This window comes from Streptomyces lydicus (assembly GCF_000717345.1).
GTDB classification, from domain to species: Bacteria; Actinomycetota; Actinomycetes; order Streptomycetales; family Streptomycetaceae; genus Streptomyces; species Streptomyces lydicus.
Genome location: NZ_JNZA01000056.1, coordinates 1 through 12,822, shown reverse-complemented (window position 1 = coordinate 12,822; position 12,822 = coordinate 1). Strand labels below are relative to the sequence as shown.

Here is a 12,822-nt window from a genome sequence, read left to right as displayed (position 1 = left end):
CGTGGACACCCCACCGACCGGAGCCCGGCGGCGCTCCACCAGCCGCGCTGCGTCCGGGCGACACAGGACGAAGCACAGCCGAGGCGGGTATGCCCTCCCCCGTACCCGATGTCGGATTCTCCCCTACGAACCCCTCCGGGCCCGCCCCATCAAGCACTCGGCATCGCCCGGAGGCACTTGTAGCATCAGGGCCCGCACCGGAAAGGGGACCGACGTTGACCTGGGCCGATGTAGCGACGAATACGCCCGCACAGGCCGCACAGCGAAAGGCCGCTTCAGGCGGCCCGGCCAAAAAAGCCACCCTCGACGAGCGCAAAGGCGAGCGCACACGACGACGCATCCTGGCGGCCGCACGACGGAAGTTCGCGGAGGTCGGCTACGAGCGCGCCACCATCCGGGCCATCGCGACCGAAGCCGACGTCGACAAGTCCTCAGTGATCCAGTACTTCGGCTGCAAACAGGACCTGTTCCGCGAGGCCGTCCAATGGCAAATCCCCCATGACCAACTCACCACAAACGACCCCGACCACACGGCGGAGAACCGCCTGCGCGGCATGCTGGACACCTGGGCCGCGGACCCCGACAGCCCCATGGTGGTGCTCCTGCGCACCAGCATGACGAGCGACGAAGCAGCACAACTGCTGCGCCGGCACGTCACCGCCGAGGTCACCGATCGCATCGCCGCCACCATCGACGCCCCCGACGCACGACTGCGAGCCGCACTGTTCAGCGCGATCATGATGGGCATCGCCACCCAACGCTTTCTGCTGCACCTGCCCGACCTGGCCGAGGCAGACGTGGAGGACATCGTCCGCATCGCCGCCCCCCTGCTCCGCAGCCTCGTCGCCCCGGACGCGTAAGCACCTGCTGCCTTCCCGATCTTCAGAGATGCGCCCCGGCCGGGAGTCCGTGCCGAGGGAAGCGCCCGTGCGCAGAGCGCATGCTGAGCTCCAAGCCGGCCCAGCCCCGCAGACCGCGGCGTGCGGATGTCATCCAGCGCCCCGCCTGGACACCGGCCTCCTCCTGAGTCTTTCGGAGCGGCATCCTCGGAGGCGACGAATACGTTCGACGCAGCCGTGATCGACATCTGATAGCACATGCCGTAGCACGGGGCGAAGCTGTCACAGGCGGAGCGTTCTCGCTCAACGGGGTCGATGTCCCGGTTCCGAGCCAGGCTACGAAAGGCGTTTCGGGCCTGGGAGAGGCAGGTGAGGTAGTCGCTGTACAAGACCCATCGCGTACTGAGGAGGCGGTCGTCCTGCTCGCGGCGCCAGCGACTGCGGTCGAGCATGGCTGCGCAAGCAGTCGCGATCAGGGCACCGACTATGGCACTGGCCAGCGTCATCCACTGCATGAGCCAGAGGGGAGGATGCTCACCGGTGTGCCGAAACAGCACTGAAGTGGCTATCGCCACCGATGCACGGCATGCACGAGAACCCACCGCTGAAGCCCGCGCGCCACGCCGGCAAAGGTGGCCTGCCTGCCGTGCACCAGCCCGTGGCTGCTGAGGGATGCGGACCGGCCAGCGCGTGGCCGATCTCTGCCTTCATCCCGTCTCGGCCTCGGTGCGGACCGAGAATCGGGCAGCGTAGACACCTGAGCCGGGAGGAACCGCTTTGACCCACGTGCACGAACTCGTGAAGCCGCCCGACTGCCCGGATGGAGTGACCCTGTGTGCCCTGGGGGATGCATGAGACAGTTCGGGTTCCTGGCAGTCGCTGCTGTGATGGCTGTTGCGGTGGTGACGGGGTGCTCCACGTCAGGCACGCCGAGCGCCCCTTCTACCAAGCCTTCGCCGCCGTCCAGCACCAAGCCACCGTCTGCGCCCCCCGCCAAGACACGGGCCGAGGTCACCGCCGATCTGCGTGCCGCCGGCCAGGGGCTCGGCACCTACACGGACCTGACTCCCAGGCTCTTGCCGGGTGCCTGCATGGTGACTTCCCGGCGCCTGTCTCGCCGGACCCTCACCATGCGGGATGCTCGTCTGGCTGCAGAACGGCTGCAACAACGTGGCTGGAAGTTGGGCAGGGCCAAGCCTGAGGGGATCTCCCTCACCTCGGGGGCGTGGCTCGCAGCTCTCGCGACGGCGACGATCCCCGACAACGTGCGGGCGACGAAGCTTGCCCCGTACAAAGCAGGGCTCGTCCTGACGGCGATGGGGAAATGCCCGCGCCGGTGACTGCTGACCGGTCAGGGTCCAGCGGGCCCAGTACGAGTGGCCGCTTCGTCAGGCCACTGGGTTTCATGCGCCTTCCGCACCGCGCTGCCATTCTCGGCAAGAGCGTCTGACCGACAGCAGATGCCCTACACCAGCAATGAAGAACGCAGCACCGCCCTGGACGCCTCGCACACCTGTGATCACGACGGTTGTCTCATCGCACCCGGAAGACAGCGAACGTCTCAGCCACGTAGACGAACCTGCGGGTCGAGAAGCCTAGTCCCGTTGCGTCGGCCGCAGGACGGGTGGCGTCTCGTGGTCCCCGGCCGGGCCGGAGTCGCCGGCCTTCCAAGCGGGGTCGTAGGCACAGGGCACGGTGGCGCCGGCAGTGAGGTACTCCCGGTCCGGGAACCAAGTGAAGGACATCCGCTCGGCCCCGTCATCCCGCTGGACGAAGAGGTCCCAGTCCTGGCCCCGCCCGCCCTCACGGAAGGAGGTGACCTTCCAGCCGCTGTCCTTCAGATGCCGGCGCAGGTGACGGAGGCCGGAGGCAGCTTGGCTGGCAGGGACATGGTCCAGCGCCCAACTGTGGCTCAGCCGGTAGGCGCCATCGACGGTTTTGTCCTCGAGCCCCAGCATCCCCCCGTCGTAGCAGAACCCGGAGTCGAACGTGTTCTCCGTACTGACGCCGATCTTCTCGACTCCTGGCTTCACGGTGCGCTTGAACCCCATGACGTCGTAGGCATCTTGGGAACGCTGGAAGGCACGGGCGGCCATGTCCTTGGGCGCGACACGGGGGAAATTTGTCGACCCCCATGAGCCCGATACCAGCAAGACGACCACGACGAGTACGAAGACGACGAGCGCGGCGCAGCCGCATCCAGGCGCCCCCACCGAAGAGGGCCGCCCGGACGCTGTCGAGGTGGCGGTCGGTGCGGTTTCCTCGGGCATACGAGGACGGTATGTCAGCGGGGCAGCGAGCGGTTAGGCGCAAATGCCCAGCTCGGAGTGAGCACGCGTACTCAAATGAGGTGCACGAGTCGTCGCCCTGCTCCTCACGGCGGAGCGTGTGCCTCCGCTGCCTGGGAACCGCTCTCGGCTCAGGAGGTCTGGGGGTACCCTCCGAGACTTCGAACGCGCCCACCTCTTCGCCAACAGCTACGCCGACAGGCACGACCTCGTTGAGGACCTGGTCGTGCCCGCCGGCGCTCCCGAGGCCGCGGCGACCGTCCTGCGGACGGCCCGCGAGCTGCTGCGCCAGTCGTACTACTGCTACGAGTTCTCCACCATCGCGGTCATGCACTCCCTGATCGCGGTGGAGATCGTGCTGCGCGACCGGCGCACCGACGACGGAACCACTGCGCGTACCAGGTGTACGCCTTGCCGCTGCCTCAAGCCCCGCGTTGTCGTTGAGGAGGTTGTTCAAGTTCCCCGCGAACACACGTGGCCCCGGCTGGGCGGACCGGTCGGGCTGCGCTGTTGAGTGCGTCGCGCCTCGCGGGCCCGTTCGCGGTCGTGGTGGCGGGGCGGTGGCAGGGCTTAGTGGAATCGAATGGGCTCAGGCTTGCTCGCGCACCTCGGTGCCGTCGTACGTCCCGCCGGCGCAGGTGCCCAGCCCGGGCTCGATCTGCATTACCTGCCCGCCTCCGTCCAGGCACTGTCGCGGGGAGATCCAAGTGTCCGCGTTGGCGCATCCCGCGCTTCCGAGCGTGAGAGCAACGGTCGCGGCGCACAAGGCAACCGCTGTAAGGGCGCGACGCATGGGGACATCCTCGGGTCTGATCGGTGGGGCAACCAGCTCATTGGATCCCCGTTCGGTGCCTTGCTTTCGGCGTTCCTCCGATTGTGGGCGCGTCACGCTCGCATCCGTCGGTTGCCGGCGATCGCTCACCGCTCCGCAGACCACCCGGCGAGCGACAACGGACCTACCACCCGGGCCAGATCCCGGAAACGCCGCTGCCCGGAGAGAAAGCGCCGGGTGCAGTGGCAGAAGGCAGCTGACCGCGTTCGCGGAGGACCAGGGTCTCGGGCTGGCCGGCCAGCATGTAGCGACCGCACGCGGCCCGTGCGCTGCCCGGCCCGTTCGCGCCCAGCGTCTGCCTCCAGGTGGCCGCGGTGCTGCTGGGCGAACTCCGTCTTTCCGCAGGCCCACCGGCCAACGGCCCTGACCGTATGGGCCTGCCGCGTCGTCTCCGCACACCGCTGCCGCTACGTTCGCCGGTCGGCCTGGTCACAGCCGCGGACTGCGGCGCACCGGCTGGACGGAGGTGCGCCGCAGCCAAGCTCCTCAAGGAAGTGCTCTTGGCCGAGGCTCGGGGCCCGGTCGCGTTCGGCGAACCGGGCCTCTGGCGTGATCAGTCCCTCACCGACGGACGTGAACAGTGATCTGGATGCTGCCGCCCATGGCCCCTGCCCCGATAAGGGCTACACCCAAGGCGGTCGGTCCTGTGAGGCCGATGGTCAGGCCGGCAGCGATGAAGAGGAACGGAAAGACGCGCGGCGCCCAGGCTGTGAAGGTACGGAGGCGTCGTATTAGCCGGTGCCGGCGGCTGGGGATCTGCGAGAGCGGGGGAGTGGGATCGGTGCTGTGGGACATGACGGTGTCTTTCGGCGCGGAGGGAGGTGCAAGGCTTGGGCAGATCAGCTGGCCTCGTCCGCGGTTGGTCGCCGCGCGGTCGGCTGTCGGCTCGGCCTTCGGCCGGAGCACGTCCCTCGTTCGGGCCAGTAGGCCCGTGCCGGGGTGGCGCTACCACGCTGGCGCCAATCGGCTCCAGCATTGCCCCTGCACGGTTGTGACGGCACATCAGCACTTCCTCGATTCAGTGGATCCCGTTCGGGCGGCGTGACTCTCGGCCAAGGCAGGGGCTTGTGTCGCCTCCTCGCGAAAATGCCCCACCACACCCCTTGAGCTGCGCAGCAGACACCGGACAGCACCACGCGCGCAGATTCGCGAGAACTTGCAACGGGCCCGAGCTTCGTGGCCTTTCGGCTGGCCACACGGCAGTAGAGGAATCCCCCGCGGGGCTGCGCGGAGCCGGGTAGCGTCTCTCGGCATGCGCAGTGATTTCGGCACCGATCAGGCGTGGGAGCGGCTGCGGGCAAGTCGCTCCGATCCACCGGGCAGAGCCAACACCGGCTCCCGCCGCAAGACGTACTCGGCAGCCCTGGAGCAGGCTCAGCAGCTGTTCCAGGCCGCCGCTGTCGTGGGCCCGGCTACGCGCCCGGTCCCGGTCTTCTACGGCCTGAGCCAGGCTGGCCGTGCCATCGCGGCCGCCGCCTGGTCCCTCAAGGGACAGGACTGGCGCCTCGACTCCCACGGGATCAAGACCACGGGGTTCCACCTGTCCTTCCCCGACATCGAGATACGCACCGACCCGCCCGGGACCCAGGGCAGCTTCGTGAAGGTCAGTGAGGTACTCGATTCACCGGTGTGGGAGACGAATCCGCTGCGCCTGGAGGACGTGTGGGACCTGCTGCCCCCGAACCTCCGCTACCCGCTCACCACCAGGGACCGGCTCACCCCGCTGTACGTCGACGAGGCCAGCGTCGGCATCCACGAACACTCCCTCCTGACCGCCTACGTGTGCAACATCCCGGACCGGGTCATCGACGCCGGCACCCGGGAGGCACTGGCCGAATTCCTGACCTCGTATCCGGCCGTAGCTCGACACGAGAGCTACGTGACCACCGGCCCCGGGCCGCAGGCACCTCCGGAATACAGTCGCCGCCTCCCCGGCCAGGGCGAAATGACGATCAACTGGCAGATGCCCCAGGGGGCGGGGACAGGATTCGACGGACCGGCCACCGGGGCCGAACGGAGGGCCTACCTGCGGGCCATGACCCGCAGCTACGCCGGAGACCGGTACTTCCTGCCCGTCCACCCGCCAATGAAGCGAGAACTACACCCGCTGATGGCCTGGTGGGCGGTCCTGTACGCGCTGTCCATGCTCGCCCGCTACCAACCCGCGGTCTGGGGCACGCTCATCAGCGTCGACAACAGCCAGCACGCGGTCCCGATCGAGCGGCTCCTGGAACGCGCCATCAACCACCTGCCCGTCCTGATCGCGGACACGATCACCGAGGTGAGCACTTGAGCGGAACGCGCACGGACGTGTCCCCCTCTCCAACTGGCGATTCGTCCTATGCGTCCTGCCCGTCCTGCCGTCGCCCGAACAGATCGAAGCCGCCAAGACGCCCAAGGGGGCGTGGACACGTGCCCAACTCGCCGAGTGGGGCGTGCCGTGGCCCCCGGAGAAGGGCTGGAAGGACGAGCTGATCGAGCGCTGGGAGCCGCGCGCCAGGACGGCGCACCGCCCGCCCCTGCCCAGCCCGACCCCGGCCGACTTCGCACAGGAGACGCTCGACTTCGGCTGACCGACGACAGCGGGGCCGGACAGGATCACCTTGCCAAGCCCCGCCGCTCGTTCCCGGCTGCTCACCGGCTGAGGCGGATGCGTGGCCCCCACGCGAACTCGAGGTCGCCCAGGAAGACGTCCTCCAACTCCTTCTCCCCCTGAGCGCGCAGACCGAACGGGTTGGTCTCCATCCGCTCCAGGATGACCAGGGTCTCGGGCCGCCCAATCAGTGCGTACCGGCCGTGCGAGGCGGGCCTACTGCCCGGCCCGTACGCCCGCAGCAGCTCCTCCAGGCGTGCGCGATGCTGCTCGACGAACGCCTCCAGGCGCTCGATGTACCCTTCGCGTTCCTCGGTGCGCACCGCGCCCAGGGCGACGTCCAGGAACTCCACGTCCGGCCAGTGGCGCTCGGCGCGGCGATGGCCCACGTGAACCCTTCCGCCACCGCCAGGACGCGCCTCGCGTACAGCGCGGCGCTGGAGTCGGGGCCGGTTCCTCCACCGGGGTCTCTGGTAGGGCGGGGAAGGCCGGCTGCTGGAGGTGGGCGTGCAGCGCGGCGCTGGAGGCGGCGCGCCCGCGCTGCGCGTGGGCGGTGGTGTCGGCGATGCGCAGCAGGTAGCTGGTGACGTCGCAGACGCCGGCGAACCAGCCGTCCTCGAACCGTTCTTCGGATCCGAGCGGGGCGCTGCTCTCGGAGTTCCAGGTGTGGGCGCCAGCGACCGCTCCGGCCTCCAGCTTCGAGACGATGTCGTCGGCCTGCTCGTGTCCGATGCCGACGGCGGACAGGGCCTGAAACATGGTGAACCGCGCCGCGGTGGCCTCGTGCTGGTGGGGATGGGGATCCTTGAAAACGGCCAGCCCTGCTCTTCGCCTCGTTTCGCTTGCTGTCCGGACAGCGTAGGACAGGTGGGGAGCGAAGAGCATGGATGGCCACGCCAACAGCCCGGTCGGCGTGCGGCCGTTCGGGAAGTACGCTGACGTGCGCCTGTAGGGTTTCCCGTTGGGAGAACGATCGCGGGGGAATTCGATGGACGTGTCGGCCACGCAGGAACAGGTGCACGAGCAGATACGGGTCCGGCTGGCAGCGGCAGTGGGCGCCGATGCCGCCGACATCGGTCGCATCGCCCAGGAGGCCGCTCTATGCCTGCATGAGGGCGGACAGGAGCCGGACTTCGAGGTCAGGTCTGCAGACTTCGTGACCGATCCGTTCTTCGTCTGCGCCGACCGCTACTGGCGGCGGCGCTTCGCCGAGAGTCCGTCCTCGGAAACCGCCCTGGCCTGTGCACGCTGGATCGCCGTGCACACCACGCCGGGATGCCGCTCCGCCGTCCGCGAGCAGTGGACCCTGGGCAACGGCTTCATCAACCGGTCCCACTTGGAGACCCGCGAACAGCTCGACGAGGCGGCGCGCAGCATCGCTGGCGCCCCAGAGGCCGCTGACCTGGCCCTGACCGTGCTGCTCTATCACGCGGGAAAGCTCCGTGCGAACTTCTCCTTCGACGACCTGAACTCCGTACTCACCGCCTCCGCCCTCGCCACCGCCGCCGGTCCTCACCGCGATGAGCCCGTCGTCCTGGCACTGCGTTCCTTCGCGGCGTTCGGCAGCCGCGCCGTGACCACCGAACACGCCCGCGACCTCCTCGACCGGGCCTGGTCGGCCCCGCAGCGATCGCGGCATGTAGTGGACGTGTGCTTGAACGGCCTGGCGTTCTCTGTGCCCTTCAACGGCCAGGGCGAACTGCTGCGCCAGCTCGCGCAGGAGGCGGTGGACACCCATCCCGATGACCACATGTTCCGCTTCCGCCTCGCCACCGCCCACCACCTGTGCGCCGACCACGACGCGGCCCTGTCACACGTCGACGCCGCAGTGGCCATGCTCGCCCGCCATAGGACTTTCAGCAACGAACTGATCCTGGAGCAATACCTCGTCAAGCGGGACGCCATCCAAGAGGCCCGGCTGCGGGCAGCACGCGAGGCAGAACACGAAGTCCGTTGGCGGCGCCAGGACGCCGCCAACGCCGAGCTTGAGCGCGCCATGCACCGCTCCTCCGTACGTGCCGTCGAACTCGTCGCCGTGTTCACCTCCGCGATCGCCTTCGCGATCGGCTCCCTCCAGGTCACCCTCAACGGCAACTTGAAACTGCGCGAGCGGCTGTGGCTGCTGACCGGGCTGGGCGCAGGGCTGGCCGTCTTCGCCCTGATCATCGTCGGGGGCACCTGGCTGATCACTCGACGGCGCTCCCGCCGCTGACCGCACACCCCTCCCGCCACACGCTCGGATCTGGCCGGCTATCAGGCTGCCTTTCCCTTGTGGGGTCCGTCCGCAGGTCAGGGGTCCTATGAGTGGGGATAGCCACGAGCTGGAGTGGGGTCACCCTGAGTACCGGGTGGCCGTTTTCAAGGAGCCCCGTCAGTGGTGGCTGATGCGGGCCAGCTCCTGGCCGCAGGCGTCGGCGTCGTGCTGCTCGGTGCTCACGCGGTGCCTCCCCTGTCTGCCTGGGTGTGGTTGGCGACCCAGTCCGGATCGCGTACGGGCGCCGGCGCCCGCGTCTTGGGGGCCGGGGCGCGCATCACGCGCTAGCTGGTGCGCGGCGCGGTGACGACGTGGACCAGGACGACGATGGCCTGCCGCCCGGCGCCGTCCCAGATCCACGCTCCGGTGAGGTGGGTCTGGTCGGCCGCACGTCGCCCAGTCGCTGCCACGGACGAAGCCGTCCGGGCAGTTAGCCGGCCGCGAGCGCGAGGACGGCGGCGATGCCCGTCATGTCCATCGCATGCTGATGTTGGAGAGTTGCTGCACCCGTTCTGGTGTGAGGGTGGCGGCCCGGCTGCGCTGATTTCCGATCCAGGCCCCCAGCTTGTGCTCCCGCTCCTCCTGGTCCTCACCGACGACGACGCGTTCGATGTGCTTCCTGGGGACCTGAAGGTGCCCCTCACGCTCGTAGAACTGCTTGGCGGCCTCGTAGTTCATCGCCCACTTGTCAGCCTGCGTACGGCGCGGCTTCGGCTTCTCCTCCTCGCTGGCGGGCTCGATCCCAAGGGCCTGCTCGCACAGCCACTGCTGCACGGTCGTGAGCTGGTCCCACCCGAGCCGCACCGACTGCACCCACTGCCCCAGATCCTCGCCCTGCCGCACAACGTCACCCGGCGCCACAGGCAGCGCGCCGTCGGCGTCAAGGTGGGTCCGGACGAGGTGGAAGCAGCGTTGCCAGTCGATGGGCCATGCCGGGCACCAGGCAGGGTCGATGTCCTCCAACTGCTCACGCCGCGCGTCCGACAGCGCCCCGGCCGACGACTGAACCGGCAGCCCCTGCGCATGCCGCTGCTCGTCCACCACCGCTCGCCGGGCGGCCGCCCGCGCGTTCTTCAGAAAGAGCCCTACGCGATAACCCCGATACGTGGCGTCGGTCGGTGCTGCGAGGTGTCCGTTCTCGGCAGCCCAGCCGCGGGCTGCGGCGAGTCCTTCGTCCCAGGCGACGTCGTAGTGCGACCAAACCATGCCCAACTGCTCCAGCTGCGCCACACGGTCGGAGCCCATGGCGCCGCGGGCGTAGAAGCGTCGGGCGTCGGCGATCCATTGCCCCAGCGGGAACGCGGCAAGCGCGGCCGGCCACCCCTCCTCCTCCTCCTCCTCCTCCTCCGCCGCCTCCTCCTGCGCGCCGCCGGCGGGGAGGCGGTAGGTGAAGGGCACCCGCAGATCGCCGTGGCGGCGGTGGTAGAGGGTGGCGGCTTCGATGCCGCGGCGCCAGTGTTGGTGTTCTGGGTTGAGGACGCGCAGGTTGATGAACGCCGCCAAGGCGGCCGGGTCGCGTGGTGTGGAGAATTTCAGCAGTGCACGGGCCGGCGCGGAGAGTCCGCGGTCGCCGCTCTCCCCGTGGCCTCCTCCACCGTCTTGGCCCCCTGAGCGGCTCTGTACGCCCTTAACGCGGCTTTGTGCCTGTGGCTCGGCCAAGGCCTCCACGACCCGGGAGTCATGCGCTCTGAGAGCCTCCAGCAGCTTCGCCAGCCCGCCGTACGCCTTCGAGGTGAGCATGTTGTCCGCAGTCTCGCCCGGCCCCAGCAGCACCGGCACCACGAGCGAGGCGACCTTGCCCTCGCCTGGCTGCATGCGCAGCGCCCGGCCCACGGCCTGGACGAGGTCGGGCATGGAGCCGCGTACGTCGGCCCAGTAGACGGAGTCGCAGTTCGTGGTGTCGACGCCTTCGCCCAGCACCTTCACCGACCCCAGGAAGCCCTTCTCCACCACGGTGCCTTCCGTGGCGATCCCGTCGGCGAACTCGCCCAGCACACGGCGCCGGTGGCCCGGCTTGTGCTCCCCGCACAGCCAGTTGGCCCAGATCGTCTTGGGGTACATCTCGGGGGCAGCGGCGTGAAGCTGCGCCGCGACGGTCGGGAGGCCGGCCGCGAAAGCTTCGGCCTCCTTGACGACGTGGTGGAAGACGAGCGTGCGCCGGAAGTTCTCCTCCGAGGATGCCTTGAGCAGGGCGGTCTGGAGCGCGGCGAGGCGGGCTCCGCGGACCTTGTCCGAGCGCTGCTCGGCTCCCAGGAGCTGGACGGCCTGGAGCTGGGTGTCGGTGATGTCCACGCACACCACCTGGTAGGGGGCACAGATTCCCCGGTCGATCGCCTCGGAGAGCGTCAGGGTGAAGCAGCGACTGCCGAAGGGCGAGTCGGAGTCGTCTTCCATGCTCGCGACCAACTCACCGGGTACGCCGGCCTCGTCCTCGTCCCCGAGCTGCCACAGCCGCGGGGTAGCGGTCATGTACAGGCGGCGCAGGGAGGGGATCTTCTGGTTGTCGTGGACGACCGCCCATGGCTTCCCGAGCCGGCCCGAGGTGCGGTGCGCCTCGTCGACCACGACCAGATCCCAGGCGGAAAGGCCGGCAGTGTGCGCGCGCTCTAGCGTGCCGAGCCCGAGCGAAGCGTACGTGGCGAATACCGTGACCTTGTTCAGACGCCTAGTCCACTCCACCAGCGCGTCCGCGTCCGTGGTGTTGGGGAAGCCCACCTCATCGCCCCGCAAGGAGGAGACACCGATCATCGGGCCCCGGCGGCCTCCCTCGCGCCACGCGGCCTCGCTTTGGGCGAGCAGGTCCAGTGAGGGGACGAGGACCAGGACGCGGCCGGCGCTCAGTTCCTCGGCGCTGCGCACGGCAACGAGGGTCTTGCCGGATCCGGTCGCCATGACCACCTGCGTCCGCAGCCCTCGCTCAGGCACAGTCGAACGTGCGGGCAATTCGAGGGCACGTTGTACCGCGTCCACGGCTTCTCGCTGGTGGGGACGGAGGTCGTGTGCTGCCATCCTGATCTGCCTTCCTCCTCTTGGCGGCCGGAGTGTCACATGTGGTGGGGAGCAAGAAGCATGCGCAGATCACATGAAGTCAGTCAGGCCGAAGCCACCGCGATTGAGCGATCGTGTTTTTTGATCGGGAGGAAGCGGGATCTAGAACGGCTCGTTCCCGCTGAGCGGTGGCGCTACCTGAGTCCAGTCTTTATCCGCATGTATAAATGAAGCATACCAAGAGAGAAGGGAAGCGTGCGGCCTTCCCGAACCCTGAAGAGGACTCGCGTCTGACCGCGGCATATCGTCTGTCCGCAACCACGAAACAGGGGCGGGAATGAACAAACGCTTGGTCGTCACGGTCCTACTCTGCCTTGGCGTAGGCATCCTGACTGGATGCTTCATGGAACCGGAAGCGCAAGACGTCAGCCGCTCCGACCTAGTGGGGCGCTGGCACGCCGGCGAGTCGTGCGACTCCTCTCTCGTACTGGAGAAGGATGGTTCGGCGCGGTGGAAGCGGTGGGCGACGGGCTACAACGGTTACCGCATCACTGGCAGGGAGAGCGGTAAAGGAACCTGGACGCTCGAGGCTTTCCAGGGCAAGCAGACTTTCGAAGTGAAGAACGGCCACACCTTCGAGCCGTTGATGATGCTGCAGGGGGACGGTCAGCTGACCCTCCTTCAAATATCGGGGGAGGACCCGGACAACAGCATCGGATGCCGTTTCAAGCGGGTCGACGGCCAGAAGTTCAACTGACGCCCCAGCCCCCACCCGCCCAGTCAGCCGCCCGCGACAGCGGGCCGGCCTGGAGGCGAAGCCGAAAGGCCCAAAGGGGAGCGCAGCGACCCGTGCGCGAAGCGCATTCAGATCCCAAGCGAAGCGCGGGATCTGACGGCCCGAAAGGGCCGAGCCCGGGGGCGAAGCCCCCGGGCAACTGGGGTGCGCAGCACCCCAGCCCGACCCGCGAAGCGGGTCGGACCACCGAGCGAAGCGAGGTGGTTCGCTTGCACAGCGCGCAGCGCTGTGG

General features: G+C 68.6%; 10 protein-coding genes. 6 read left to right on the top strand and 4 right to left on the bottom strand.

The window, feature by feature from the left end; all coding sequences use genetic code 11:
* Positions 1–215: 215 nt before the first annotated feature.
* Entirely contained in the window at positions 216–860 is a 645-nt protein-coding gene (locus OO62_RS33945; protein WP_078617501.1) for a TetR/AcrR family transcriptional regulator, read from the top strand.
* Between the two features lie 1,574 nt (positions 861–2,434).
* On the opposite strand, the gene OO62_RS33940 is transcribed toward OO62_RS33945, so the two are convergent.
* The gene (locus tag OO62_RS33940; RefSeq protein WP_033271556.1) at positions 2,435–3,109 is read right to left on the bottom strand and encodes a hypothetical protein; all 675 of its coding nucleotides are present in this window, start codon (positions 3,107–3,109) and stop codon (positions 2,435–2,437) included.
* A 244-nt stretch (positions 3,110–3,353) separates the two neighbouring features.
* Between OO62_RS33940 and OO62_RS41105 the strand changes: the two genes are divergently transcribed.
* The 3 genes from OO62_RS41105 (at position 3,354) to OO62_RS39785 (ending at position 6,532) form a co-directional block, all read left to right on the top strand.
* Positions 3,354–3,641: a hypothetical protein gene (locus OO62_RS41105; protein WP_248782309.1), complete on the top strand. Its 288-nt coding sequence runs from the start codon at positions 3,354–3,356 to the stop codon at positions 3,639–3,641.
* Between the two features lie 1,570 nt (positions 3,642–5,211).
* The gene (locus OO62_RS33925) at positions 5,212–6,252 is read left to right on the top strand and encodes a YaaC family protein (protein WP_033271553.1); all 1,041 of its coding nucleotides are present in this window, start codon (positions 5,212–5,214) and stop codon (positions 6,250–6,252) included.
* Between the two features lie 142 nt (positions 6,253–6,394).
* Positions 6,395–6,532: a hypothetical protein gene (locus OO62_RS39785; protein WP_157850186.1), complete on the top strand. Its 138-nt coding sequence runs from the start codon at positions 6,395–6,397 to the stop codon at positions 6,530–6,532.
* Between the two features lie 61 nt (positions 6,533–6,593).
* On the opposite strand, the gene OO62_RS33920 is transcribed toward OO62_RS39785, so the two are convergent.
* Positions 6,594–6,941, bottom strand: a complete 348-nt coding sequence (locus OO62_RS33920) for a hypothetical protein (RefSeq protein ID WP_051733838.1) — start codon at positions 6,939–6,941, stop codon at positions 6,594–6,596.
* A 605-nt stretch (positions 6,942–7,546) separates the two neighbouring features.
* On the opposite strand from OO62_RS33920, the gene OO62_RS33915 reads away from it, so the two are divergent.
* Positions 7,547–8,764, top strand: coding sequence for a hypothetical protein (locus tag OO62_RS33915; RefSeq protein ID WP_211267960.1), 1,218 nt, complete (start codon positions 7,547–7,549; stop codon positions 8,762–8,764).
* A 326-nt stretch (positions 8,765–9,090) separates the two neighbouring features.
* Here the strand turns inward: OO62_RS33915 and OO62_RS41450 are convergent, their stop codons facing one another.
* Both OO62_RS41450 and OO62_RS33910 read right to left on the bottom strand, forming a co-directional pair.
* On the bottom strand, positions 9,091–9,216 hold the full coding sequence (locus OO62_RS41450; protein ID WP_282916360.1) for a hypothetical protein: 126 nt from the start codon (positions 9,214–9,216) through the stop codon (positions 9,091–9,093).
* 58 nt (positions 9,217–9,274) lie between these two features.
* Entirely contained in the window at positions 9,275–11,815 is a 2,541-nt protein-coding gene (locus OO62_RS33910; protein WP_078617499.1) for a DEAD/DEAH box helicase, read from the bottom strand.
* Positions 11,816–12,197: 382 nt separating this feature from the next.
* Here OO62_RS33910 and OO62_RS33905 point away from each other — a divergent pair, with 382 nt between their 5' ends.
* Complete coding sequence (locus OO62_RS33905; RefSeq protein WP_157850185.1) at positions 12,198–12,551, top strand: hypothetical protein; 354 nt, start codon at positions 12,198–12,200, stop codon at positions 12,549–12,551.
* Positions 12,552–12,822 lie beyond the last annotated feature (271 nt).